Raw genomic sequence first — 24,973 nt, 5'->3', positions numbered from 1 at the left:
TCAATATTGGGCTTGTGGCGGTTGGCGTGATCTATTAGCATTATTTTTGAATGTCGGGAGTGTTATGGAATAGGGAGGTTCGAGTGTTTACATTAGGCGATACGTGGGTGTTAAGTAGTGATGGCGGTGTCAGTAGTTGGTTTTCCCAACTTCAAAAAATAACCTCGGATCGTGGTTTTGACAAAGTTCTTTTCGGACTTGCACAACGCAATCATCAAGATCATGGCGCAGTATTGATAGTTGATAATTATCCTGTCCAATGGCGCGCTGACTATGACTCGGCCAAGTACACTACGATTGATCCAGTGGTGGCCGACAGTGCGCAACATTGTACGCCATTGGTCTGGGCCGACAGTATGTATAAGAATTCGGTACAACAGGCCTTCAGAGAAGAAGCGTATTCATATGGGCTTATCCATGGTGTGTCAATCCCCATGCACGGACCGCGTGGAGAGTTTGGTGTTTTCAGTCTCAGCCTGGATGCTGAAACGCCGGCAAGTGCGCGTTCCCATATTGCCCAGGAAATGTCTAATCTGGTTTTTATAAAAGATATCGTACTGCAAAGCGCGACCGCCTTTGCCTTCGACTCAGCAACCCCTAACATGCCGAGTTTGACCTCGCAGGAAAAAGATATTTTGCGGTGGTGTTACAACGGAAAAACCAGTTGGGAGATATCTGTAATATTTGGCTGTTCAGAAGCCAATATTAATTTCCATATTGGTAAAATAACCCGGAAGTTAGGCGTCAGTTCGCGCCGGGCGGCCGTTTTATTGGCTATCAATGCCGGGCTAATACTTCCCTAGTTGCAAGAAACCCCTGGCCGGAAGTCTTTTTTCAGCGTTTGGTTATTCGTGTATAGCGATCAAGGCTTTACCCGCCGCGCATCCAGGCTGTTTACGCCAGGTGTTTGGCCTAGTCCTGGGTCATGCCCAGGTAGGTGTACAGCGCATGGAAGTTTTCAGTGACATCGCCGCCGAAGTACGCCGGGTCATCCGAGTTCACCGGTGCAGGCGCTGGGTGGGATTCTTGGGCCTGCGATGGAGCGCATGGCCGAGGTCATCGGCGTGCCCCAGGCGCTGGCCGCGCAATCGGTGGTGGCTGCCTCGGCGCTGGCCACCCAAGGCCATGCGGGCTTATATCTCGACGGACGCAGTTATCCTCTGTCGCTGTACCTGATCACGGTGGCTGCGTCCGGTGATCGCAAGACTGCTGCGGATCGATTTGCATTGCTGCCAGCACGGCAATGGGAGCGTGAGCAGTGGCAGCGCTACCGCGAACAACTCGCCCGGTACCGTGTCGCGCAGCGACAGGCGCAACGTATCAACCCTGCCGAACCCGACTCCGCAAGCGGCGCGACGCTCGAAGCGGAACCCTCTGCACCCCGGCTGATCACCACGGACCCGACTATCGAGGCCCTCCTCGGACACCTGGCGGCTTGTGACTGAGCTGGGCTTCAATGTGGTCCGCTGGAAAACCGTGCTCGTTGAGTACGGTGCTTGCAATATGACGCAAGCCATGTCCAGTCTGTCGTCCTTCGTAACCAAGGCGCCTTAGCGCCATCAGAAAAACGGTATCGCTGCGAGGCTTGGTTCGATCGCTTCGACCAGGGAACAGCAATGAGTGCGGGAAGCTCTTCCAGGGAGACATGGGCGTAGTTCTCGGCCTTTCCCGATGAGAGAAATTTATGAACCCCCTCTAAGGGGTTGTTCATCGCCCTGCCGGTTACGCGAGCCAGGTCGTAAATGTCTTTGCAGTATGCCCTCACGCGACTCATCTGCTCGAGGATTTCCTGACGTTCGAGCCCTCTCAAAAGCTCCATCCACTCCATCGACATGATGGAGACATAAGGACGTTTTCCGACAAGAGGGAACACGTGACGCTCCAAGGCTCCAAGGACTCTTTTTGCTGTGCCGACATCCCAGCCAGCCAAGCGAGACGTATGCCATTCACGAGCCAACGCTTCAAAGGTTTCGTTTGTTGCTGCTACCTCCGCAGCTTTTCTAGCTTTCTTGGCGGCTATCGGATTTTTGCCTTCTGCTGCATCCGATCTCAATTCGGCAGCTTTTTGCCGAGCAAAGGCGCCGCTGACTTCTGGGTACCCGCCAAGCCCGAGCCACGACCATTTGCCGTCGGGCTTTTTATAGCGCAACTCCCATGATTTCTGCCCGTTAGGCTTACTCTGAAATACAGCCCCGAGCTTTCTAGCTCGCGGTAGGCCCCCGCTTCGGGAGCGAGATTGACTAGTGCGGTATCGGAGAGAGGGCGGCGTTTAATATCGCTGCGTTTGATCCGTGTATGCCTCCAGTTCAATTTTTATTGAAGCATACAGGGGGCATACAGGATGTGAAGGATGTGGGTGGATCAGTTTGGATGTCCAGACACAAGAAAGCCCGCACTAGGCGGGCTTCTTGAGGTGATTCATAGACTGCTGTAGACATCTATGGATCGGTACTTGGTGGCTACACAGGGACTTGAACCCCGGACCCCAGCATTATGAATGCTATGCTCTAACCAACTGAGCTATGTAGCCAAGTGGCGCGCATTATTCGCGTAGAACGGGAATGCGTCAAGCGTTTATTTTGAATTTTTATCTACGCTTTCAACTGTTTAACCGAAAACGCCGGGCCGGGCGACGAGTGGCGGGTGATTTGCTTGGGGTGTGGCGCGGCCTTGCCACAGGTTTTCTTGACGCGCAGGCGTGGGTGCCTGGCAATGTGAGGGACTGCCGGAGTCTTCTGGGGGGAGGTCGCAGCGGCGCTGCTGGTGATCTTCCTGGTGTGTACCGCAAAGCGTTGATCAAGTTGGGCAGATATCCCTGCCGCCCAACGCGTGGTGGTTGTTACGGGTAGGTCGAGTTCTGGGTGACGCGCTTGAGCTGTTCGCGCGCCCGCGACAGGCGTGAACGAACGGTACCGATGGGTATGTCCAGTACGTCGGCAGTGTCCTGGTAGCTGCCGTCGGTTTCCAGCGAGGCGTACAGCGTCCTGCGCATTTCTGCTGGCAGGTGGTCGATGGCCGTCAGGGTTTTTTCCAGTCGGCGATTGACCTCGAACGCCCAATCCAGATTGCTGCTTTCCTCCTGCCCATGCCACAGCGATTCATCGAATTCGCAATGCACCGGTTTGGCATAAAGGCGGCGGAAGTGGTTGCGGACCAAGTTCTGCGCGATGCCGCACATCCAGGTGCTGAGGCTTGCCTGGCCGCTGAAGCGCTCCCTGTTGCGCCAGGCCTCCAGGTACGTCAGTTGCAGGATGTCGTCTGCGTCTTCGTGGTTGAGTACGCGTTTATGAATAAATCGGCGGAGTTTTTTCTGCTGGTCGTCCGTCAGTTCGAGCATGAATTGAGGCGAGCCGCCAACGAGGTGCGCTAAAGCATCAATAGGGATATTCACGATTTTTTCCTCAGGGTAGACGCTGTCGAAATGGTTTCGACGAGAACCCCTTTAGCACCGGCTGTGCCAACCTGAAAAATCATGCAAGTACTTGATTTATATAAGTATATATATTGAATTGAAGCGTTTTTGCGCAGCTATTTGCAAAAGGCTTGAAAGGACCGTGCCGGTATTGTCAAAAAAGCCTTAGAGCTGATTTCGATGGAACCGCATGGCGTGTGCTTGCCACATAGGGAAACAAACCTCCTGTCCCGGCACGCCCATGAAAGTCGAATCCAACCATGATCTGCACAAAGTCCATAGTCTGGAGCAGCCTGTTTCCGAGCAGGTATCCCAAGCTAAAGCGCACGTTGGCGCACCGGGTATTGATGCACTCGCCGAGATTTTCAGCCAGGAAGTAGCCTCCTCCAGCAAAGCCCTGAGCCAGCGTTCGATAGGGTTGCGAGTGACGCCCACCGAGCAGCTCGCGCAAATCTATGATCAGTTGGGCCACCCAGCCCAGGTGAGCCTGGCAGCCATCACTCGCCAAGTCAGGCAGCATTTGTTGCAACAGCCCAGCGTCGAGAAGTTAGTGGACCTCACCGGCGGTGACCCGGCACGGACCTATGTGGTACTGCGCCAGATTACCGCTCAGGCCGAAGCGGAGGTGCGCAAGACCGAGGCCGCGCTGGCGCGTGATGCCCTGGCCAAGCTGGAGCTTCGTTATAAGCGGGAAATCCAGGCCGGCCTCAATATTGCCCTGGCGTTGCAGGCCAGCAGTGATGACCCGCAGGAGCGCCAGGCGGTGCGCGCGCTGTATTACGCCAACGTGGTCGTGCGCCAATCCCTGGCAAACATGATGCAATCGCTCTTGGGCATGTATGGCGGCGAGCAGTTCTCTATGGGGCTCAACATCATGCGTCGGGCCTTGGCAGACGACATCGCGGCCTATGCGTCGTCGCTTCCGACAGCCAAGTTGCGCACGCTGCTTCTGGGGTTGCAAAGCTGTGGCCAGTTGGGGGGCGTGTTGTCCAGTTGCCATACCTTGATCGAGCGTCTCAAGGTTGAGCACGATGCCGTTGCGCTGTTGCAGCGTCTGCTCGGTTACGCGGGTAACGGCATCGCATCGTCCGAGGTGCAGCGGCTTGCGGATGAGTTGGCCGGTGACCAGATGGCCAGCCAATTGGCTTCCCTCAATGCGGTTTACCCGGTGCTCAAAAATCTGCCGATGGCCTTGTGGCGTGATACCCGTGGGCGCCAGGAGGGCTTGCATAACTTCTTGCTGGTGATGGATGAATTCACCCGCCTGGAGAAGGGCCCGGCCCGGTTTGGCAATGAGCCTGGGGTTGCGGTGTGACCGTCCTGGCAACCCTCAACCGCTGGCTGCTCAAGATTGCACAGCGTGCCGAAGTCCTCGGCGCGGTGGTGGTCCTGGCCATTGTGTTTATTTTTATCGTGCCGTTGCCCACCTGGTTGGTGGATATCCTGATCGCGCTCAACATCTGCATCTCCTGCCTGTTGATCGTGCTGGCGCTGTACCTGCCGGGGCCGTTGGCGTTCTCGTCGTTCCCGTCGATTTTACTGTTGACCACCATGTTCCGCCTGGCACTGTCGATCGCTACCACGCGCCTTATCCTGCTGGAACAGGACGCCGGCGACATCGTTGAGGCGTTCGGTAATTTTGTCGTGGGTGGCAACCTGGCGGTGGGGTTGGTGATCTTCATGATCCTGACCCTGGTTAACTTCCTGGTGATTACCAAGGGCTCGGAGCGCGTTGCCGAAGTGGCGGCGCGTTTCAGCCTCGACGCGATGCCCGGCAAACAGATGTCCATCGACAGTGACCTGCGGGCCGGGCTGATCGACGGCCTGCAGGCCCGTGACAAACGGGACCAGTTGTCCCGCGAGAGCCAGTTGTTCGGGGCCATGGACGGGGCAATGAAGTTCGTCAAAGGTGATGCCATCGCCGGTTTGGTGATCGTGGTGATCAACCTGCTGGGTGGCTTTTCCACCGGCATGTTCCAGCACGGCATGAGCGCAGCCGATTCCATGGCGCTGTACTCGGTGCTGACCATCGGCGACGGCCTGATTGCCCAGATACCCGCGCTGCTGATCTCCCTGACCGCCGGCATGATCATCACTCGCGTGGCGCCGGACGGACGTAAGGGCGCCACCAACATGGGGGCTGAAATCGCCCGGCAGATGACCAGTGAACCCAAGAGCTGGATGATTGCGTCGGTGGGGATGCTGGCTTTTGCCGCATTGCCTGGCATGCCCACGCTGGTCTTCATCCTTATTTCGTTGACCACCGGCACCCTGGGCTTTTACCTCATGCGTCAACGTCAACGGCGCGAAGCGCCGCCCCCTGACGCTACCCAGGCTGTGCGCCCGGAAGAAAACGGTGAGGAAGACCTGCGCGGGTTCGATCCGTCGCGGCCCTATCTGTTGCAGTTTTCCCCCGTGTTGCGCGGCACTCCTGAGGTGATTGAGCTGGTTCAGGGGATTCGCCAGACCCGCAACGCGCTGGTCGCCAATATTGGTCTGACGTTACCGCCGTTCGAGGTCGAGCTGGACGACACGCTGGCGGATGATGAAATGCGCTTCTGCGTGCATGAGGTGCCGATGGTCAAGGCCTCGGTTGTGGCGCGTGTGGCCGTGGAGCGTAAAGCCTTGGCAGAGGTGCCTGAGCGCGCGGTGCCGGGTTTGGCCGAGCGCGATGAGCAGGACTGGGTGTGGTTGGAACCCGATGACCCTTTGCTGGATGATCCACAGTTGGAGCGCTTCAGTGCGACGCGTTTGATCATTGATCGCCTGAAACACGCCATGATGCTTACGGGCCCGCAGTTTCTGGGGATCCAGGAGAGCAAGTCGATCCTCGGTTGGCTTGAGCACAATCAGCCTGAACTGGTACAGGAACTTCAGCGGATTATGCCGCTGTCGCGCTTTTCGGCGGTGCTGCAACGCCTGGCGTCTGAAGGCGTGCCGTTGCGTGCGGTGAGGTTGATTGTGGAGTCGTTGATTGAGTACGGCCAGCATGAGCGTGAGCCGGACGCCTTGGCGGACTACGCGCGTATCGCCCTCAAATCGCAGATTTTCCACCAATACAGTGAGGCTGACGGCCTGCATGCCTGGCTGTTGTCACCGCAGACCGAAAACGTTTTGCGCGAGTCGTTGCGCCAGACCCAGACGGGGGTGTTTTTCGCCCTTGGCAACGAGAGCAGCGCATCGCTGATCCACTTGCTTAACCAGGCCTTTACCGTGCGCCCTAAAAGCAAAAGCGTGATGTTGGTCGCGCAGGATTTGCGCAGCCCCCTGCGTACTCTGCTGCTCGAGGAGTTCAACCACGTGCCGGTGATGTCCTTTGCCGAATTGGGGAGCACCTCGAAGGTGAAGGTACTGGGACGCTTTGACCTTGGCCAGGACGATCTGATGCGCGGGGAGGTGGCATGAGTACTCGGCCATTTTCAACCTGCGCGATGGCGCTGTGATGTTTGAACTGCGCGTGCTGGAAGGTCTGCATCAGGGGGCGGCATTGCCGCTGTTTGGTGAACAGTGGAGCATCGGTGCTCACCGTGACGCGGACCTTGTTCTGACCGATCCGGGCGTCGCCGAGCATCATGCGCGGCTGCGGCTTGACGGTTCGAACTGGTCCGTACAGGCCGAGGCAGGACTGTTGCAAGGGGCTGATGGACAGGTGCTGGCACAGATTTCGAGCCTGGCGCTGGATGAATCGTTCTGCGTGGGGGCCATCCGTCTGTGTGTCACCTTGGCAAATCAGCCCTGGCCCGAGGCGCCTGCTCCCACCCCTTTGCCCCAGGTTGCGCCCCGTGAGGCGCCGCAGACGTTGCGTTTGTCGTCCATCCCGCATTTTCAGCAGAAGCGACTGATCAGTGTAGTGCTGGCGGTGACGTTAATCATCACGGTGGTGGGCATTGTCTCCACCGGGGAGCGCGATGCCCAGGCATCCCTGATGCCCGCCGTGCCACAGAAAGTCGAACTGGTCTCGCCATTCGAGGTTCGCGAGCAATTGCTCAAGATGCTCAACGAGCGTGAATTGAGCCAGCGCGTCAGTTTGCAGGTGATCAATGGCCAGATTGCGCTCAACGGCGACGTTTCCCAGGACGACGTGGAGCTGGTGGCGCGCATGCTCAACCAATTCGGTGAAAAGTTCGACAGCGTTGTGCCGGTGATCAGCCGTGTGCGCCTGCGCGACACAGAATTGCCGCTCAAGATTGTGCAGATTGTCGGTGGGCTCAGCGGTCATGTGGTGCTGGAGGATGGCAGTCGAATATTTGTAGGCGACGAAGTGGATGGCTTGCGCCTGGTGTTGATTGACAACGCCAAGGTGGTTTTTGATGGTGCGCAGCGTTATGAGGTGCGCTGGTGAGTACGGACTTGCAAGCGCGTCTCGATGCCTGGCAGCGGCATCACTCCCAAGCGTTGGCCGGCTTTGCGCCGGTGACGATGCGAGGGCGCATCCAGCGCGTCAACGGTATGTTGCTGCAATGTCGGTTGCCCCAGGCACGCATAGGCGACTTGTGCCAGGTGGAGAAAGGCCCGGGTGATTACATGCTCGCCGAGATCATTGGTTTCGATCACCAGGATGCCGTGCTCAGTGCCCTTGGCAACCTGGAAGGTGTACGGGTGGGTGCTGGCGTGGAGCGCTTGGGAATGTCGCATCGAGTACAGGTCAGCGACCAATTGCTGGGGCAGGTACTGGATGGTTTTGGCCGCTCGATTACCGGCGACGGCCCTGGCGCTTTTGCCGAGGCTGATTCGCCGCAGGCAAGCGCTGTGTTGTGTGAAGCGCCCTTGCCCACCGATAGGCCGAGGATCAACCGCGCGCTGGCCACGGGTGTGCGTTCGATCGATGGCTTGCTGACATTGGGTGAAGGCCAGCGTGTGGGGCTGTTTGCCGGCGCGGGTTGCGGCAAGACCACGTTGTTGGCGGAGATCGCCCGCAATGTGGACTGCGACGTGATTGTGTTCGGTCTGATCGGCGAGCGGGGCCGGGAACTGCGCGAATTCCTTGATCACGAGCTGGATGATGAACTGCGTGCCAAAGCCGTGTTGGTCTGTGCCACGTCGGACCGCTCGAGTATGGAGCGGGCACGCGCGGCCTTTACGGCGACTGCGTTGGCCGAGGGGTTCAGGCGCAAGGGGAAGCGGGTGCTGCTGTTGATCGACTCCCTGACACGTTTCGCCCGGGCCCAGCGTGAAATCGGCCTTGCCGCCGGCGAGCCACTGGGGCGCGGTGGCCTGCCGCCCTCGGTGTATAGCCTGCTGCCGCGCTTGGTTGAGCGCGCCGGGCTGACCCGCGAAGGTGTGATCACGGCGATCTACACGGTGCTGATCGAACAGGACTCCATGAGCGACCCGGTGGCCGACGAAGTGCGCTCGCTGCTCGATGGCCATATTGTGCTGTCGCGCAAATTGGCTGAGCGTGGGCACTATCCCGCGGTGGATGTATTGGCCAGCCTTTCACGGATTCTGAGCAACGTTGCCGAGCCTGCGGATATCCAGGCCGGTACGGCGTTACGCCGTTTGCTGTCGGCCTACCAGCAGATCGAGCTGATGCTCAAGCTGGGGGAGTATCAGCCCGGCAGCGATCCCCTGACCGACCTGGCGGTAGACAGCCGAGGGGCGGTCGACGGTTTCCTGCGCCAGGACTTGCGTGAACCTACGCCGATGTCGACCACCCTGGAGCATCTCAAGGAGCTGACGGCCTATGTCCCATTCTGATGGGCTGTTCGGTGAAATCGAAACCTTGCGGCGCCTGCGCAGGCATCGGGCCGAGCGTGCCGAACGCGCGTTGCGCGAGGCAACGCGTGCCCGGCAAACCTTGCTGGTACATATCGAGCAGGCCCTGGCGTCGCTTGAGCAGACCCGCCTGGAAGAGGCGCGCCAATCGGCGCAATTGCTCAGTCAGCACCAAGGGCAGGTGCTCACCCTGAAAGACCTGAAATCGTGGGGGCAACAGGAGCTCTCTTTATCTGCAAGCACCCGGCGTGACGAAGGCCAGTTGCAGACCCTGTACGGACAGCGAGAGGAGAAAGAAATCCAGATTGGCAGCGCCCGCAAGCATGCGACCGAGTGTTTGCGCCAAGTGGAAAAACTTCAGGAATTGTCCAATTTGCTAGCTCAGGATCAGATATGAAACAGGTTTCAAATAGCCCTCCCGAGCGTCCACGGTTGCGTGACTCAAGGGAGCAGCGCGAACCGAACATGACGGCCATGGTGCCACTGGAGCAAGGCCGACTGTTCGCTCACCTGCTTGCAGACGATTCGGGAGAAGGCAGTTATGGCGCCTCTCGAGTGGACGTCAGGGCCTTGGTCGGTGCCGCCGGGGTCGAGGCGTTGGTCGAGCAATTGGTGCCTCGCATACAGATGAGCCCGCAGTGGCCGCTTCAGGCCGTGTTGTACTTGCCTCGACTCGGGCGGATCAACGCCACGGTGCGTCGTGAACAAGGCGCCTGGAGCATCGACCTGGAAGCGGATGATGCCGCAACGGGTCGCTGGCTCACTGGCGTACGGCAACAATGTCAGGACCGAGTCGCGGGGGCACTGGGCCAGCCGGTCAGGCTGAATCTGTCCAAAGTCGATGTGGCATGAAGGCGCCTTTTCTGACCTTGCCCCGGGTCAAGAGCTCCACCGTTGCTGCTCGCCTGAGGTTGGGGCGGGGGTTGCGTCTGCCGTTTCAGGTTGCCGGGCAGAACGGTGAATTGCTGCTCGAACCCGAGCGTGCTCCCGCCAGTGTAGAGGTGATGTGCTTCGAAACCGCGTGCGGTGTGCTGGCGCTCGCTGAAGCGGGGCCGCTGCTGAGCCTGATGGGCGAATGCCCGGTGCCTTTGGCTCAGGCCGGCAACGATCCGGATTCCTGGTTCTGGGCGTTGTTCCATCACCACCTGAGCGATCAGGTGCGGGCGCTGTTTGGCTATATGCGATTAGTGACGACCGAGCGCCCTGCAGGTTTCGGCTGCCGGTTGAGCGTGACCTTGGGCGCGTCCCGGGTCCTGGGCTATCTGTGGCTGGCGCCCGAGAGTTTTCTGATGATGTGCGAGGCCGCGCCATGGCGCTCTATCGCCGAGCCGGTGCCCGCCCTGTTTCAGCTGACGATTGCCGTGCCCCTAGGGCGCCTGCGATTGCCGATCGCGCAAGTGCGCACGCTGCGCGCCGGTGATGTGCTGATGCTCGAACACGCGTTTTTTCAATCCGAGGGCAGCGGCTACGTACAAGTTGGCAAGCAGCGACTGCACGGCTGCATTGACGATGATATCGGGCCGTTGCGCCTGACCCTTACTGCTATGGAGGACATGACTGTGGACGAGGAATTTTCGGCGCCTTATTACGCTGAACACGAGGAAGACCAGCCGGTGGTCGACGTATTTGGGCATGAGCCGTTCGATGAGTTGAGCATGGCGTTGAGCGTGCGCTGTGGAACGCTGAACCTGACGCTGGGCGAGCTACGCAATCTTGCTGCCGGTTCGGTCCTGGGCGTGACAGGTTACGCGCCGGGCATGGCCGGCCTTTATTACGGCGACCGGCCCATTGGGCAGGGGCAGTTGGTTGAAGTGGACGGGCGCTTGGGCCTTCAGATGTCCAGAGTGACGTTTTCCCGATGAGCTTCCAGGGGATAGATCCGTTCGTACTTGCACTTTTCCTTGGGGCGTTGTCGCTGATGCCCATGGCGTTGATCGTGTGTACGTCCTTTTTGAAGATTGTCATTGTGCTGATGATCACCCGTAACGCCATTGGGGTGCAGCAGGTACCGCCAAGTATGGCCATCAACGGCATCGCGCTGGCGGCGACGCTGTTTATCATGGCCCCGGTGGGTTATGAAATGGCCGAGAGCGTCAAGACCTCGCCACTGGACTTGAGCAGTGTGCAAATGGCTCTGCAGACGGCAGGGGAGGCCATCAAGCCGTTGCGTGCATTCATGTTGCGCAATATCGACCCGGATGTGCTGACGCACTTGCTGGAGAACACCGCACGCCTGTGGCCGGCAAAAATGGCGCAAGAGGTTCAGCGTGAAGACTTGATCCTGCTGGTTCCGGCCTTTGTCCTGTCACAACTGCAAGCGGGGTTCGAGATCGGCTTTTTGATCTATGTCCCATTCATCGTGATCGATCTGATTGTCTCCAACCTGCTGCTGGCATTGGGCATGCAGATGGTCTCGCCGATGACGATTTCCCTGCCGCTCAAACTGCTGTTGTTCGTGATGGTTTCCGGGTGGTCGCGGCTGCTCGACAGCTTGTTCTTTTCCTATCTTTGAGTGGCGTATGGAACCTATCGTGCTGTTCAAGCAGGGCATGTTGCTGGTCGTGGTGTTATCGGCGCCGCCGCTGATTGTGGCGGTAATCGTAGGCGTACTGACGTCACTGATACAGGCGTTGGTTCAGGTACAGGACCAGACGTTGCCATTTGGTATCAAGCTGGTGGCAGTGGGTATCACGCTGATCATGACCGGTCGCTGGATCGGCGTGGAGTTGATTCAACTGATCAATCTGACCTTTGACATGATTGCCCGTTCGGCCCTGAACTGAGGTTTACCCTTTGCTGCAGTATCTGGAGTACTTGCCGAGCCTGCTGGTCGCCATGGCGCGAATTTATCCGTGCGCCTTTCTGGTAGCAGCATTCTGTTTTCAACATATACGCGGCATGCCCCGCCACACCATTGTGATGGCCTTGGCGTTGATACCGGCGCCGGGCATTTATGCAACGTTCGCTACCGAGGAGTTTTCCACGCTCATGCTCAGCGCGCTGGTGCTCAAGGAGGCGACCCTGGGCGTGTTGCTGGGGGTGTTGCTGGCGATGCCGTTCTGGATGTTCGAGGCGGTGGGGGCGTTGCTGGATAACCAGCGCGGGGCCTTGGCCGGTGGCCAGCTCAACCCGTCACTCGGTCCGGATGCGACGCCCATCGGGCATATGTTCAAGGAACTGGCGATTTTTCTGCTGATTGCCACTCTGGGGCTTGGCGCGCTGACCCAAGTGATCTGGGACAGTTACCTGATCTGGCCGCCTACCGTGTGGTTTCCGCTTCCCCAGCCCAATGGGTTCGGTGCGTTTCTCGATTTGCTCGGCGACACGTTCGTGCACATGATGCTCTACGCCGCGCCGTTTATCGCGGTGCTGCTGTTACTGGAGTTCGGGATTGCGTTGCTGGGGCTGTATAGCCCGCAGCTGCAGGTGAGTACGCTGGCCCCGCCGGTCAAGTGCCTGGCGGGTATTGGTATTTTGCTGCTGTATTTTGCCTTGTTGCAGGACCTGATTGTCGGGCGGATGGGGCTGCTGGGCGATCTGAAACATACGCTTGGGCTGATGTTCAAGGCGCCCATGCCATGAGTGATTCCGGCGAAAAAAAGCATCCGGCCAGTGCCAAGAAACTGCGTGATCAACGCAAGAAAGGCCAGGTTTCCCAGAGCCAGGACGTCGGTAAGTTATTGGTGTTGACCGCCATCAGCGAAATTGCCCTGTTCACGGCCGACACTAGCATGCAGCGCTTCCAGCAATTGATGGTGTTACCGATGTCGCGGTTCGGCCAGCCATTCGTGCGCGCCTTGGAAGAGGTGTTGATGGAGGCCTTCGTGCTGTTCTTTTCATTCGCCTTGTTGATGGTCGGGGTGGCGATTACGGTAAAGCTGATCAGCAGCTGGCTTCAGATCGGGCTGCTCTTTGCACCGGAAGCCCTCAAGCTGGATTTCAATCGCCTCAACCCGCTCAATCAAGCCAAGCAGATGTTCTCTGCTCAGTCGCTGATGAACCTGCTGATGGGGGTCGCCAAGGCGCTGTTGCTGAGCCTGATTCTGTATGTGGTGATCACCCCGTCACTGAACGGTCTGATCAACCTGGCCAACAGCGACCTGCAAAGCTACATCCTGGCGCTGATCGCCGTGTTCCGTCATTTGCTGCATGTGTGTCTGGGCCTGCTGCTGGTGCTGGCGTTGATCGACCTGACCTTGCAGAAGTATTTCTTTGCCAAGCGCATGCGCATGACCCAGGTCGAGGTCGTCAAGGAGTACAAGGACATGGAAGGCGACCCCCACGTCAAGGGGCAACGGCGCCAGCTGGCGCACCAAATGGCCCAGGAAGAGCCCAAGGTCAAGCTGCCCAAGCTGGAGGAGGCGGACATGTTAGTCATCAACCCGACGCACTTTGCCGTTGCCTTGTATTACCGGCCAGGCAAGACCCCACTGCCGTTATTGGTCGACAAGGGAACCGATGCACAAGCCCGGCAATTGATCGTACGTGCTAAGGCCGCGGATGTACCGGTCATCCAATGTGTGTGGTTGGCCCGTACGCTGTATCAGAACAAATTGGGGGCGAGTATTCCTCGCGAAACATTGCAGGCTGTGGCAGTTATCTATCGAACCTTGCGCGAGCTGGATGATGCAGCCAAGCGCGAAACCCTTGAGTTGCCGGAGCTTGATAAACCCTGATCAGCGAATGACCCGCTCATCCAGTGCTTCAAGGTTAGCCAGCGACAACATCCGGCTGATTGTCTGATTCAATACCGTACGTTGCGCAGGCAGTGCATGCCAGATCACCAGTGCATCCTGGGCATCGAGATAGACAAAGCAGCCGTCGAATGCGATGGACTGCTCAAAGCGGCGCTCCAGTATCCGTTGCACCTGCCCGGCTTGTAGCGCCTTACGGGCTATGTGCAGGCTCAGACCCTGGTCGGCGCCGGCGCTCATGGCGCACAGTTCGATTCCCGGGCACAACTGCAGGTGAGCGGCCTCTGCGCTCACCAGGCTGTCCAGGAACGCCTGGCGATTCACCTCGTCGTCAGGCGGTCCCATGGCGTTCATCGTTCCAGCGACACCGTCTGATGGTCCGAACGTTCCCCGGACGGGCCGGGTTCGACGCGCATCTGCTCAGGCCACCAGACCACCATTTTGTCCGCACTCGATTGTGGGCGTGTGCAGGAATCGCCCTTGCAGGTGGGGGTGCAGGCGGTAACGAGCAGCGTCGCGCCGATCAGGGTAGCGCTCAATAGTCGGTATTTCATGGCGTGGTCTTCTGGGCGGGAGGGAGGAGAGACGGACGTGATACACCGATGTGTTCATCCTTCACCACGGGGCGCATAGCGATGAACACTTCCGCTTCTTCACCGGGTTTGAGCCAGGCGCGCGGCCAGACGCTGACCGCCAGGGTCTGCGAGTTGCTGCATTCCTTTTCATCGATGCGCACATTGCGTTTGAACTGGTTGCGCAGCACCACCACCGCCACATTGAAATCCGCGCCGGCGTACCACTGGCTGCGTTCGGTGTTGAGTGCCAGCAGGCTGCGGGTGGAGCACAAGGTGTCCAGCCCCAGCGGCATCGGTGCGGCCTTGAAGCCATTGGGCACTTGCCCGCTGACCAGGTGAGCCAGGGTGCTGGTGATGTCGCTGCGCTTGATCACCGGCGGGTGTGCGGCCATGCGGCGTGCCAAGGGTTTGAGGGCGGCCTGCAGTTCGGCCTGGTCCTCTTGGGGCAGGTAGCGTGAAGGGTCGGACTGATCGCCGATGACCCGTGGGGTCAGGATGAACAGGCGTTCACGGCGATTGTTCTGGCGTTCGGTCGAGGAGAATAAAGCTTTGCCCAGCAATGGAATGTCCCCCAGCAGGGGAACCTTGCTTTGCTTGTCTTTGCTGTCGGTCACATGGAACCCGCCGACCACTAGCGAGCGTTTTTCCGCCATCACCGCCTGGGTGCTGACCTTGCCGCGGCGCACATCCAGGCCGTCGAGCAGCGGGTTGGATTCGTCGAAATTGCCATCTTCAATATCCACCACCAAATCGATCTGGTGGCTGCCACGGCTGGTGATGACCCTTGGCACCACTTGAAAGCTGGTACCGACGGTGACGGGCAAAATGGTCGCATTTTCGATACCGGCCCTGAGGTACTGAGTGCGATTGAAGTCGATGACTGCCGGCTGGTTTTCCAGGGTCAGCACCGAGGGGTTGGAGACCATAGTGGCCAGGCCTTTGGCTTCCAGGGCGCGGATATCGGCATAAAAACGCTCGCGGTTGCCAATGGCCAGCTGTGATGAGGTGCCGGGCGCGACATTGGCACCACCGAAGAAACGGCTGTTTTGAAAGCCCCAGTTGATCCCGAACTCGCGCAGCTGCGTGCGTTCGATATCGAGGATGATCGCGTCGATCTCCACCAGCCTGCGCGCGACGTCAAGTTGGGTAATCAACTCGCGGTACATCGCCTGGCGCTCCGGCAAGTCGTAAATCAGCACCGCGTTGTTGCGCACGTCGGCCTCGACGCGAATTCGACTGGTTGAAGTCGGCGCACGCGGGGTGAGCGTTGCCCCCGTTGTCAGTTGCCCGGAGTTCGCCGCAGTACCGAGCATTTGCTCCAGCAGCGGGTTGTTCAGGCGGGGCATGTTCGGACCCACCATGGCCGCTTGTGACTGGGCGGCCGAAGAAGGCCTCACGCTTGAAATGGCAGAGGGCGAGCGCGGTTCCAGCAACCCGCGCAGCATCGTGGCGATGCCCGGGATGGTCAGCTTTTCACCGCGATAATCGACGAAGCGGTCAGCCGCGTTGGCGAACTTGAGCGGGTAGCTCAAGATGCTCTGTTTTTCATCCGGGGAACGGCGCTGGCTGCTGAACTGCTTGATCTGGTCGATGTAGCGCTTGGGGCCAGAGACGAGTACGACCCCATCGTCCGGTAACTCACCCCAGCCGAAGCGGCTGTCGAGCAGGCCGATATCGGTCAGGGCCTTCTTGAGGTCTGAAATGGATTCGGCCGAAACCTCCAAGCGTGCAGACTCTTGTTGATCCAGCGTGCTGATGTGCAGGGTATTGTTGTAGAGATACCACTGAAAGCGATGTTCGACGCCGAGTCTGTCGAGCATCGACTGGGGCGTGTTGGCGCGTATTTTGCCATTGACGACGCCTTCCAGCAGACCTTCGATCTGCAGCTGCGTGCCGAAGGTCTGGGCGAAATCTTCGAGTACTTCGCGTAGAGGCTTGAACTGCGCTTCATAGGCATAGGCCGTGTTCTTCCATTCCGCGGGTACGGCCGCGAGGGCGTCGCCGAGCGGAGTCAACAGGCAAGCCAAGGCAATCAGGCTGCGCCAGTCGGCTCGTTTTAACGGCGCGCAGGGCGAGCTGACAGGCAAGCGCTTGTAGGTAGGGTTGTCCATAAGGGTTCTCTGATTAGTAAAGCTGCGCACGCAGTGACGTGGGGACGGACTTGTGTGGGCGGCGAGCCATGCGCGCGATGATTGAGCGCCAGGTGTCGCGTTGGTTGGACAGGGCTTCGAGATGACGCAGCAGAACCTCCTGCTCGCATTCCTGTGGGGCGCATTGAAGAAGCCAGAGCTGTCCACTGGCAGGCTCGAGTGACAGGGCGCCCTGAAAATGCGCCAGGCTTGCATGCCCCAGTCGCAACCATGTTTGTGTTGTGGTGCCCTGTGGGCGATGAGTCAGTTGAACGCTGAGCAAAAAAAGGGTGGGTGACGACTCACACAGAGGGTGTCTTCGCCCTCGAACAGCGTGATCCTGTCCTCTGTCCCATCCCTCCATCGCGTGATGAGCCACGTCAGTTCATGGGGTGCCATTGAAGATCACTTTTCCTATTTCGGCCCTGTGAGTAAGAATCGCGCCCGCAGCGGTAGCCCCCAGACTCAAGGTTTGGCCCAGCGTGAATTGTTCTTCCATCAATGCTGAAAACTCCTGCGCGTCCAGCGCATCAGGCTGATTGAGTTTCATCAGGTCGGACTGTCGGTAGTTTTTACTCAGATCTCTGAAGATCTGCCCGCCCTCGCGTGCGTCGTATCTCATAAGGTGCTCTCCCGGTGGATGTGTATTTTTATGTGGCTGGCGCGTGGGAAGACGTTCCATCACTTGGGAAATATTTTGATGGCAATCATTGCTGTAATGGCTGGGGCTCGATCTACGCCTGTGCATAACGCTCTGTATCGGCGGTTAACAGCGCGTTGACTGACGACGTCCAGTCGATCCGGAAGCTGCCTTCCTCCGCCTCCAGGATCAACACGCTCGGCGCGATGGACTCGTCGCAATGCAGTTGCCAGACAGCCTCGCTATGGTGGTTCAGCCATCGTTCCACGTGGGGCTGATCCAGCGGGTTGCAGAGCAACTTGGCCTGGATTGCGGGGGCCTGTGCCGTGAGCAGTTGCTTAAGCATGGCGGACACGCGTTGAACCGGCGTCGTGTCGTCCAGCAAGCTACGGATGGCGTGGTGGGTGACCGAGGTGGCGATGGACTCAACGTTGTCGAGAACCGCCTGTTGTGTGGCTTGCCAGCGACTCAGTTGGCGGTTGGTGCGTTGCCAGAAATCATATTCTGCCTGCGCAAGCAGTTGATCACGCTGTGCATGGGCCTGGCGCAGGATCTCATCGGCCTGATCCTGGGCATGCCTCAGCAACTCGCCGGCTTGAGCGCAGTCCGCCAGGGCTTCGCGGGTGATCAGCGGGGAGGGGGCACCAGTGTGGGGCTGGCGTAACTCAATCGTGCGTTTGGGAAGCATTGTCATGAGGCTCGGCGCAAGGGCGGGGAAATCCAGAGGGGGTGTGCGAAGTGCCTGTACGCCATATCGCGGCTTTCCAGACGGTATCGAGCTTGTCGTGAAAATCGCGCAGCCTCGGGGTTCTTTCAAGGGTGAGTACCCGGCTGCGGTCGAAGCTCAATCGCAGGCGCTGCCAGACCTTGGGGTCTACCCAGGCGCGCAGGCATTGCAAAGCGTCCTCGGTGTCGGTTTGCACCGGATACGTGACCAGTGCCTTGGACAGGCGGGCACACCAGAGCTGGTGATCCTGGCTCAAGGGCGTGTCGCTCTTCATGTGGTACACACCGCCGACCAGCGCGAGCACAAGGTCGCGTTGGGCGGCATGTTGCAGTACAAGTTGCAGCAGGGCTGGCGGGGGTTCGATGGGCAGGCATGGCTCAATCTCCAATGCCGCGCCCATTGCGGCATGCTGGCTCTGGAAGAGTGTTTTCCAATAGCTCAGGGCCGGGTCGAACGGAGGCCAGGCGTGCAGGGAACCCAGCCATGGACGGGCCCACCACTGAGCCCAGGCGAGGCTTTCATGCGTCATACGCGCGTGGCTCTGCTGGCTGGGGCTGGTGTATACCGAATGGTTTACGCTGCGCCTTTTTGAACCAGAACACGGCTGCTGCGACCCCGACTACCAGCAATACCAGGACCCCGATAAGGGTGGTTTGCCAGAACGGCAGGTCATCCGTCTTGATCAGAAAAGGCCCCCAATACGTAAGTTGCTGCGTTTCCCGATACGCGGTTGCCGGAACGAATACCACGGTCAACTTTTGGTTATTGGAAACGGCCGATGCCATGCCCGGTATGCTGCTGGCCACCATCCGTCGTACGCGTGGCAGCAGGCTGTCGGGCTCAAGCTGTGGATCATGTTTGATAAAGACGGATGCCGATGCCGGCTGCACCGGTTCCCCCGGTGCGACCCGTTCGGGGAGTACTACGTGAACGCGAGCGACAATGACGCCATCGATATTGGACAGGGTCGCTTCCAATTCCTGAGACAAGGCATAGATATAGCGAGCACGTTCTTCCAGCGGGGTGGAAATCACCCCTTCCTTGCGAAAGACATCGCCCAATGTCGACCGCGCGGTCTTTGGCAGCCCGGCCGCTGCCAGCGTACGGACTGCGCGAGCAATGTCATCTGTTCGTACGCGAACTATCACGCCGTCTTTGGCCAGCTGCTTTTGAGCCCGAATGTGTTTGTCTGCCAGCTCCGCGATCACTTCATTGGCCTCCTGTTCGGATAACTGCCGATGCAACTCGACGCTTTCGCCGCAGCCACCCAGCAGGAGTACCAGGGGCAGCCATAAGAGGATAAAACGACAGCGATGCATGGCTCACCTATTGCAGGTTGGAGGTCTTTTCAACAAAGGACGCGCAGTGTTTTATGACCTTGACACCGATGTTGAGGATTTCCTTGGATCCAACCATCGCGTCTACGGCATTAGCTGCCTTGAGGTGATTTTTTTCATTGACGAAGTCACGCAGCAGTTTTGGAATGCTTTCGTTGCTTGACTTCAGCCTTTCAGAGTAGTCAGCCAGAGGGTTGCTTCCTGCGGAGGACGCCTGGGTGGGGCGCACAGTATTTTGCTCCAGGGCCGCACTGAAATACTGTGCGTCCTGGGCGTTTTCACTGCTGTTTTCAACGGCAAGGGGTGGGGCAATGGCATCGCTTTGCCGTTGCTGATCAAGCTTGATCTGCATGTGATACTCCAGCACGAAAAACAGGTTGGCTTCCTCTAATAAACATAGAGGAAGCCAGTGATATTTACTGCTGTTTCTGGATTAACGCAGTCCACTTGTTATTAAGCGATACTTCTTTGTCCTTCTCCGCCATTTTCGCGGAGTCGGCGTTTTTTGCCTGGCTTGTGCCTTCAAGGTTTTGTTCGAGCTGTTGGTTGGTCAAGCCACCGGAACCAAAGTTGCTAATTGGAGATACCATAAATATTCACCTGCTATTTATCGAATGATTGGGTTTGCTTCTGTTCGGTCGCCGGCCAAGGAAGTCACGCTACTCCTTGATAACTGGCGTCCGTGATCTAAGTGGCGAGTTCGACCGGCGCGGTTCCATTAATTGTTTGTTGCTGTTTTTTTGGGGGGCATGCGTTCATTGTGTAAAAGTGTCTTTCGTGCATGCCTAGCTATTTTCAGAAACACGGGGAGGTGCTGGAATTGAGTGAAATGCCCAATTGTTTCATCCTGTAATAGAGCGTGCGTTTGGCAACACTCAATTCGATCGAGACGGTATCCACGCAGTGGGCGTGACGGTGTAAAGACTCTTCGATCAGCGATTTCTCTATGTACTGCAATCGTTGCTTGAGGCTCATTTGGGCTTTTTCTGTCTCCGGCCTGGTCAGGGCTGTCAGCCCCAGCACGAACCGTTTGGCTGTGGAGCGCAACTCACGAATATTTCCCTGCCATGGATGGCACAGCAACTGCTGGAGCAATTCACCGGAGGGCGGTGGGGCAGGGCACTTGAAGTACTGGGCTTCCTGTTGAACCATGTTCAGAAACAAGGGGACGATGCGTTCGCGCCGCTCACGTAGCGCTGGAAGCTCGATATTGATGACGCTGAGGCGAAAATACAGATCCCGTCTGAAGGCCCCTTGCTCGACCATTTCATGCAGCGATTGCTGGGCAGAGGCGATGACGCGCATGTCTACTGGTATAAACCGGGTTGAACCCAGGCGCTCGACGCCCTCGACTCCAACGCACGCAGTAACTTGGCCTGCAACGAAAGCGGCATGCTGTCGATTTCATCCAGGTACAAGGTGCCCTGGTGCGCAGCTTCAATAAAACCTGCTCGTGACTGCACGGCGCCGGTGTAAGCACCACTGTTGACCCCGAACAACTGGCTCTCTGCGAGGCTCTCCGGAATGGCGGCGCAGTTCACGGCGACAAAGTTACCCCGACGTCCGGACAGGCGATGAATCCGCTGTGCCAGCGTGTCCTTGCCTGTACCGGTTTCCCCAAGTAACAGAATGTCAATATTTAGAGGCGCAGCGCTATTGATCGTATTTTCGATGTCTGGGCCTTCAATGAATGGAGTGTCCGTTTCATTATCATGTTGATAGGAGGCCGACATCGGATGGTACTCCACTACCGCGATTATTCACTGGTTAATAGGGATTCAGTAGAGCGCAAATTATAAAAGCTGTCATCGTGTCTGCGTGTAAGAGTAAGCCAGGTTGTCGTAGGAATAGTCATTCATTCAGTGGTTAAAGTTACCCGGCTTATTCGGGGGGTATGGGGCAATAGGGAAAGTCTTGGAGTTTACTGCGGGTGGGGATCAGGTGAGCGTCTTGTGTGGGTATAAGTCAGCGCGCACAAAAAAGCCGATGCACTGCATCGGCTTTTTATGTGCGATATAAACCGCAGGTAATGCTTACACGTTAAAACGGAAGTGCATCACGTCGCCATCCTTGACGATGTATTCCTTGCCTTCCAGGCGCCATTTACCGGCTTCTTTGGTACCGGCTTCTCCCTTGTACTGGATGAAGTCGTTGTAGGCGATGACTTCGGCGCGGATGAAGCCTTTTTCGAAGTCGGTGTGAATCACGCCAGCGGCCTGTGGTGCGGTAGCACCGACCTTGACGGTCCAGGCGCGGACTTCTTCGACACCGGCGGTGAAGTAAGTCTGCAGGTGCAGCATTTCGTAGCCGGCGCGGATTACACGGTTCAAGCCAGGCTCTTCCAGGCCCAGGGCCTCGAGGAACATGTCTTTCTCTTCGCCGTCATCCAGCTCGGCAATTTCTGCTTCGATCTTGTTGCACACCGGCACCACGATTGCGCCTTCTTCTTCGGCGATGGCCTTGACCACGTCTAGCAGCGGGTTGTTCTCGAAGCCGTCTTCCGCGACGTTGGCGATGTACATCACTGGCTTGGTGGTCAGCAGGTGGAAGCCTTTGATGACTGCCTTTTCGTCGGCATTCATGCTCTTCATCAGGCTGCGCGCCGGTTTGCCCAAGGTGAAGTGCGCAATCAATTGCTCCAGCAGGCCTTTCTGGACCACGGCATCCTTGTCGCCACCCTTGGCGTTACGCGCAACTTTCTGCAGTTGCTTTTCGCAGCTGTCGAGGTCGGCGAAGATCAGTTCCAGGTCGATGATCTCGATGTCGCGCTTCGGGTCGACGCTGTTGGAGACGTGAATCACGTTCTCGTCTTCAAAGCAGCGGACCACGTGGGCGATGGCATCGGTTTCACGGATGTTGGCCAGGAACTTGTTACCCAGGCCTTCACCTTTCGACGCGCCGGCCACCAGGCCCGCGATATCGACGAATTCCATGGTGGTCGGCAGGATGCGCTTGGGATTGACGATGGCCGCCAGCTCCTGCAGGCGCGGGTCCGGCATGGCCACGATGCCGCTGTTGGGTTCGATGGTGCAGAAGGGGAAGTTCTCCGCCGCAATACCGGACTTGGTCAGGGCGTTGAACAGGGTAGATTTGCCGACGTTGGGCAGGCCGACGATGCCGCAATTGAATCCCATGGTGTTTCCCCTCGGTAAGAGTCAGGCCTTCTGGCTGTGCAGGTTTTTCATCGCACGGTTCCATTCACCGGCGAAGATATCCGGCAGCACGCCGAGGGCAAAGTCGATGCTGGCATCGAGTTTTTCCTGTTCGGCGCGTGGCGCACGACCCAGGACGAAATTTGAAACCATACTGGCGACGCCTGGGTGGCCAATGCCGAGCCGCAGACGGTAAAAATTATTCTGATTGCCCAACTGCGCAATGATGTCGCGCAGGCCATTATGCCCGCCATGCCCGCCGCCCAGCTTGAGTTTGGCAACGCCGGGTGGCAAGTCCAGTTCGTCATGGGCCACCAGGATTTCTTCGGGTTTGATCCGGAAGAAGCCCGCAAGCGCCGCGACAGCCTGGCCGCTGCGGTTCATGTAGGTGGTGGGAATCAGCAGACGAACATCCTGACCCTGATGCGAGAAGCGTCCGGTCAGGCCAAAATATTTGCGATCGGCCACCAGGTTCACACCTTGGGCGTGGGCGATGCGCTCAACAAAAAGGGCCCCCGCGTTATGCCGGGTCTGTTCGTATTCGGCGCCTGGATTTCCCAGGCCAACGATCAGTTTAATGGCAGTCACGACAGGGGCCCTTCCTTTGGAGTTGTGGATAACATTGCCGACACCTGCGTGCGGCGAAAGTGGACGACAGGAGCTCACTTATCCAGAGATAAACTTCGCGTTGTCGCCCGCTTTCTCGCTACGTTTCGGTGCGCGATGTTTCCTCAAGCTCCGACGATGCAGAGAGAATTACTCTGCAGCGGTTTCGCCTTCTTCATCTTCAGCTACAACACGTGGCGCGTGGACGTTGGCAACAGCCTTGTCGTCGTTGTGAGCCAGTGCAACGAACTCAACGCCTTTAGGGGCTTTGAGGTCGGACAGGTGAATGATGGTGCCGATTTCAGCAGCCGACAGGTCGACTTCGATGAACTCAGGCAGATCTTTCGGCAGGCAGGTTACTTCGATCTCGGTAGTAGTGTGGGAAACAACGCCACCTTTCTTAACCGGAGCTTCTTCACCAACAAAGTGCACAGGCACGATAGCGGTCAGTTTCTGACCGGCAACAACGCGTACAAAGTCAGCGTGCAGCACGTGGCCTTTGGCCGGGTGACGTTGCAGAGCTTTGATGATTACGTTTTGCTTTTTGCCGCCAACATTCAGTTCGATAACGTGGCTGTAGGCAGCGTCGTTTTCGAGCAGTTTGGCAACTTCTTTGGCCAGCATGCTGATGGATTCAGGGGCTTTGTCGCCACCGTAAACTACAGCTGGAACCAGGCTTGCGAGACGACGCAGGCGGCGGCTCGCACCTTTCCCAGGTCGGAACGCAGTTCAGCATTCAAAGTAAAATCGTTCATGTTGTATCTCCAAAATAACCACATTCGCCCTAGCGTTTGCGACCAGCGCTAAAGGCGATATGGGCAAAAAAGCCCCGCCCCGGCAGTATGCTGGGGCGGGGCGCTTTTCGTCAGTGGGATGTTTCGTAAGGTTTGAGCCTTAACGGAACATCGCGCTGATCGATTCTTCGTTGCTGATACGGCGAACCGCTTCGGCAACTACCGGTGCGATATCCAGTTGACGGATACGCGAACAGGCTTGAGCAGCAGCGGACAACGGGATGGTGTTAGTCACCACCAGTTCGTCCAGCATGGAATTCTCGATGTTCTCGATCGCTCGGCCCGACAGCACAGGGTGTGTGCAGTAGGCGAAGACTTTAGCGGCACCGTGCTCTTTCAAGGCTTTTGCCGCGTGGCACAGGGTGCCGGCGGTGTCGACCATGTCATCAACCAGAATACAGGTACGCCCTTCGACATCACCGATGATATGCATCACTTCAGAGTGATTGGCTTTCTCACGGCGTTTGTCGATGATCCCGAGATCCACGCCCAGGGATTTGGCAACAGCCCGTGCACGCACGACGCCACCAATGTCTGGGGACACGATCATCAGGTTTTCAAAGCGCTGGTCTTCAATGTCATCCACCAAGACGGGGGAGCCGTAGATGTTATCTACCGGAATATCGAAGAACCCCTGGATTTGGTCAGCGTGCAGGTCAACCGTGAGAACACGGTCGATGCCTACCACGGTCAGCATGTCAGCCACGACTTTCGCGCTGATAGCCACACGTGCGGAACGCGGACGGCGATCCTGACGGGCATAACCAAAGTAAGGGATTACAGCTGTGATTCGAGTCGCTGAGGAGCGGCGGAAGGCATCAGCCATCACGACGAGTTCCATCAGGTTATCGTTGGTCGGAGCGCAGGTCGGCTGAATAATGAAGACGTCTTTACCGCGGACGTTTTCATTGATCTCGGCTGTAATTTCGCCGTCGGAGAACTTACCGACAGAGATGTCACCGAGAGGGATATGCAGCTGACGTACGACACGTCGAGCCAGATCGGGGTTGGCGTTCCCCGTAAAGACCATCATCTTGGACACGCGCAGTACCTAGAGGCTGAGGGTAACCTGGATGAGTATTAGAAAATGGCAGGGGCGGCTGGATTCGAACCAACGCATGGCAGGATCAAAACCTGCTGCCTTACCGCTTGGCGACGCCCCTGTATCTGTTGCAACGAGTGCCCAGCACTC

At 57.9% G+C, this 24,973-nt stretch carries 26 protein-coding genes, 2 tRNA genes and 3 pseudogenes; 13 read left to right on the top strand and 18 right to left on the bottom strand.

The annotated features are described in order from the left end of the window. Positions 1-83 precede the first annotated feature (83 nt). Positions 84-803 carry a LuxR family transcriptional regulator gene (locus tag LRS56_22790; GenBank protein WDU61612.1) on the top strand — a complete coding sequence of 240 codons (720 nt, stop codon included), beginning with the start codon at positions 84-86 and terminating at the stop codon, positions 801-803. Between the two features lie 243 nt (positions 804-1,046). Then, positions 1,047-1,445 (top strand): DUF3987 domain-containing protein, encoded by a 399-nt coding sequence (locus LRS56_22785; protein WDU61611.1) that lies wholly within the window; start codon positions 1,047-1,049, stop codon positions 1,443-1,445. On the opposite strand, the pseudogene LRS56_22780 reads toward LRS56_22785, so the two are convergent. The 3 genes and pseudogenes from LRS56_22780 to LRS56_22770 form a co-directional block, all read right to left on the bottom strand. After that, positions 1,417-2,289, bottom strand: a pseudogene (locus LRS56_22780) (integrase arm-type DNA-binding domain-containing protein). The gene LRS56_22785 and the pseudogene LRS56_22780 sit on opposite strands and share 29 nt — an antisense overlap. 164 nt (positions 2,290-2,453) lie before the next feature. Further along, positions 2,454-2,530 (bottom strand) — tRNA-Met (locus tag LRS56_22775). Between the two features lie 309 nt (positions 2,531-2,839). Next, positions 2,840-3,391 carry an RNA polymerase sigma factor gene (locus LRS56_22770; protein WDU61610.1) on the bottom strand — a complete coding sequence of 184 codons (552 nt, stop codon included), beginning with the start codon at positions 3,389-3,391 and terminating at the stop codon, positions 2,840-2,842. 262 nt (positions 3,392-3,653) lie between these two features. On the opposite strand from LRS56_22770, the gene sctW reads away from it, so the two are divergent. Genes sctW through sctU form a run of 11 tightly spaced genes read left to right on the top strand, consistent with a single transcriptional unit; the run spans position 3,654 to position 13,803 of the window. Further along, positions 3,654-4,727 (top strand): type III secretion system gatekeeper subunit SctW, encoded by a 1,074-nt coding sequence (gene sctW, locus LRS56_22765; GenBank protein ID WDU61609.1) that lies wholly within the window; start codon positions 3,654-3,656, stop codon positions 4,725-4,727. Continuing rightward, positions 4,724-6,817, top strand: a complete 2,094-nt coding sequence (gene sctV, locus LRS56_22760; GenBank protein WDU61608.1) for a type III secretion system export apparatus subunit SctV — start codon at positions 4,724-4,726, stop codon at positions 6,815-6,817. The genes sctW and sctV overlap by 4 nt, the downstream gene beginning before the upstream one ends. A gap of 37 nt (positions 6,818-6,854) precedes the next feature. Then, on the top strand, positions 6,855-7,754 hold the full coding sequence (locus tag LRS56_22755; protein ID WDU61607.1) for a type III secretion protein: 900 nt from the start codon (positions 6,855-6,857) through the stop codon (positions 7,752-7,754). 8 nt (positions 7,755-7,762) lie between these two features. Further along, positions 7,763-9,109, top strand: coding sequence for a FliI/YscN family ATPase (locus LRS56_22750; GenBank protein WDU65800.1), 1,347 nt, complete (start codon positions 7,763-7,765; stop codon positions 9,107-9,109). Then, positions 9,096-9,524, top strand: coding sequence for a YscO family type III secretion system apparatus protein (locus LRS56_22745; protein WDU61606.1), 429 nt, complete (start codon positions 9,096-9,098; stop codon positions 9,522-9,524). Before LRS56_22750 ends, LRS56_22745 begins: the two co-directional genes overlap by 14 nt. Continuing rightward, entirely contained in the window at positions 9,521-9,979 is a 459-nt protein-coding gene (locus tag LRS56_22740; GenBank protein WDU61605.1) for a type III secretion system HrpP C-terminal domain-containing protein, read from the top strand. The genes LRS56_22745 and LRS56_22740 overlap by 4 nt, the downstream gene beginning before the upstream one ends. Continuing rightward, complete coding sequence (locus tag LRS56_22735) at positions 9,976-10,989, top strand: FliM/FliN family flagellar motor switch protein (GenBank protein ID WDU61604.1); 1,014 nt, start codon at positions 9,976-9,978, stop codon at positions 10,987-10,989. Before LRS56_22740 ends, LRS56_22735 begins: the two co-directional genes overlap by 4 nt. After that, positions 10,986-11,639 (top strand): type III secretion system export apparatus subunit SctR, encoded by a 654-nt coding sequence (gene sctR, locus LRS56_22730; protein WDU61603.1) that lies wholly within the window; start codon positions 10,986-10,988, stop codon positions 11,637-11,639. The genes LRS56_22735 and sctR overlap by 4 nt, the downstream gene beginning before the upstream one ends. A 7-nt stretch (positions 11,640-11,646) precedes the next feature. Beyond that, on the top strand, positions 11,647-11,910 hold the full coding sequence (sctS, locus tag LRS56_22725) for a type III secretion system export apparatus subunit SctS (GenBank protein WDU61602.1): 264 nt from the start codon (positions 11,647-11,649) through the stop codon (positions 11,908-11,910). Positions 11,911-11,920: 10 nt separating this feature from the next. Then, positions 11,921-12,709, top strand: a complete 789-nt coding sequence (gene sctT, locus LRS56_22720; protein WDU61601.1) for a type III secretion system export apparatus subunit SctT — start codon at positions 11,921-11,923, stop codon at positions 12,707-12,709. After that, positions 12,706-13,803 carry a type III secretion system export apparatus subunit SctU gene (gene sctU / locus LRS56_22715; protein ID WDU61600.1) on the top strand — a complete coding sequence of 366 codons (1,098 nt, stop codon included), beginning with the start codon at positions 12,706-12,708 and terminating at the stop codon, positions 13,801-13,803. Before sctT ends, sctU begins: the two co-directional genes overlap by 4 nt. Here sctU and LRS56_22710 read toward each other — a convergent pair whose 3' ends face one another. The 15 genes and pseudogenes from LRS56_22710 to LRS56_22640 form a co-directional block, all read right to left on the bottom strand. Beyond that, a complete protein-coding gene (locus tag LRS56_22710; GenBank protein WDU61599.1) occupies positions 13,804-14,175 on the bottom strand; it encodes a transcriptional regulator in 372 nt (123 codons plus the stop codon). It lies immediately after the preceding gene. Further along, positions 14,172-14,375 (bottom strand): type III secretion protein, encoded by a 204-nt coding sequence (locus LRS56_22705; GenBank protein ID WDU61598.1) that lies wholly within the window; start codon positions 14,373-14,375, stop codon positions 14,172-14,174. The genes LRS56_22710 and LRS56_22705 overlap by 4 nt, the downstream gene beginning before the upstream one ends. Then, positions 14,372-16,507 (bottom strand): type III secretion system outer membrane ring subunit SctC, encoded by a 2,136-nt coding sequence (gene sctC / locus LRS56_22700; GenBank protein ID WDU61597.1) that lies wholly within the window; start codon positions 16,505-16,507, stop codon positions 14,372-14,374. The genes LRS56_22705 and sctC overlap by 4 nt, the downstream gene beginning before the upstream one ends. A gap of 403 nt (positions 16,508-16,910) precedes the next feature. Next, a complete protein-coding gene (locus LRS56_22695; protein WDU61596.1) occupies positions 16,911-17,147 on the bottom strand; it encodes a hypothetical protein in 237 nt (78 codons plus the stop codon). A 112-nt stretch (positions 17,148-17,259) separates the two neighbouring features. Beyond that, positions 17,260-17,859 (bottom strand): type III secretion system stator protein SctL, encoded by a 600-nt coding sequence (gene sctL, locus LRS56_22690; protein WDU61595.1) that lies wholly within the window; start codon positions 17,857-17,859, stop codon positions 17,260-17,262. Beyond that, positions 17,831-18,421 (bottom strand): type III secretion protein, encoded by a 591-nt coding sequence (locus LRS56_22685; protein ID WDU61594.1) that lies wholly within the window; start codon positions 18,419-18,421, stop codon positions 17,831-17,833. The genes sctL and LRS56_22685 overlap by 29 nt, the downstream gene beginning before the upstream one ends. Next, positions 18,411-19,211, bottom strand: a complete 801-nt coding sequence (sctJ, locus tag LRS56_22680) for a type III secretion inner membrane ring lipoprotein SctJ (GenBank protein ID WDU61593.1) — start codon at positions 19,209-19,211, stop codon at positions 18,411-18,413. The genes LRS56_22685 and sctJ overlap by 11 nt, the downstream gene beginning before the upstream one ends. A gap of 7 nt (positions 19,212-19,218) precedes the next feature. Continuing rightward, the gene (locus tag LRS56_22675; protein WDU61592.1) at positions 19,219-19,581 is read right to left on the bottom strand and encodes a hypothetical protein; all 363 of its coding nucleotides are present in this window, start codon (positions 19,579-19,581) and stop codon (positions 19,219-19,221) included. Between the two features lie 64 nt (positions 19,582-19,645). Beyond that, complete coding sequence (locus LRS56_22670) at positions 19,646-19,819, bottom strand: hypothetical protein (GenBank protein WDU61591.1); 174 nt, start codon at positions 19,817-19,819, stop codon at positions 19,646-19,648. Between the two features lie 205 nt (positions 19,820-20,024). Next, a pseudogene (locus tag LRS56_22665) lies at positions 20,025-20,962 on the bottom strand (sigma 54-interacting transcriptional regulator). A 300-nt stretch (positions 20,963-21,262) separates the two neighbouring features. Then, positions 21,263-22,363, bottom strand: coding sequence for a redox-regulated ATPase YchF (gene ychF, locus LRS56_22660; GenBank protein WDU61590.1), 1,101 nt, complete (start codon positions 22,361-22,363; stop codon positions 21,263-21,265). A gap of 21 nt (positions 22,364-22,384) precedes the next feature. Beyond that, on the bottom strand, positions 22,385-22,969 hold the full coding sequence (pth, locus tag LRS56_22655; GenBank protein ID WDU61589.1) for an aminoacyl-tRNA hydrolase: 585 nt from the start codon (positions 22,967-22,969) through the stop codon (positions 22,385-22,387). Between the two features lie 168 nt (positions 22,970-23,137). Then, a pseudogene (locus LRS56_22650) lies at positions 23,138-23,742 on the bottom strand (50S ribosomal protein L25/general stress protein Ctc). 139 nt (positions 23,743-23,881) lie between these two features. Then, positions 23,882-24,823 carry a ribose-phosphate pyrophosphokinase gene (locus LRS56_22645; protein WDU61588.1) on the bottom strand — a complete coding sequence of 314 codons (942 nt, stop codon included), beginning with the start codon at positions 24,821-24,823 and terminating at the stop codon, positions 23,882-23,884. A gap of 46 nt (positions 24,824-24,869) precedes the next feature. Then, a tRNA-Gln gene (locus LRS56_22640) sits at positions 24,870-24,944 on the bottom strand. Positions 24,945-24,973: the final 29 nt, after the last annotated feature.

This window comes from Pseudomonas poae, from assembly GCA_028869255.1.
Classification (GTDB): domain Bacteria; phylum Pseudomonadota; class Gammaproteobacteria; order Pseudomonadales; family Pseudomonadaceae; genus Aquipseudomonas; species Aquipseudomonas poae_C.
Note: the sequence above shows the minus strand (reverse complement) of the source record. Positions and strands in the feature narration are given on the sequence as shown.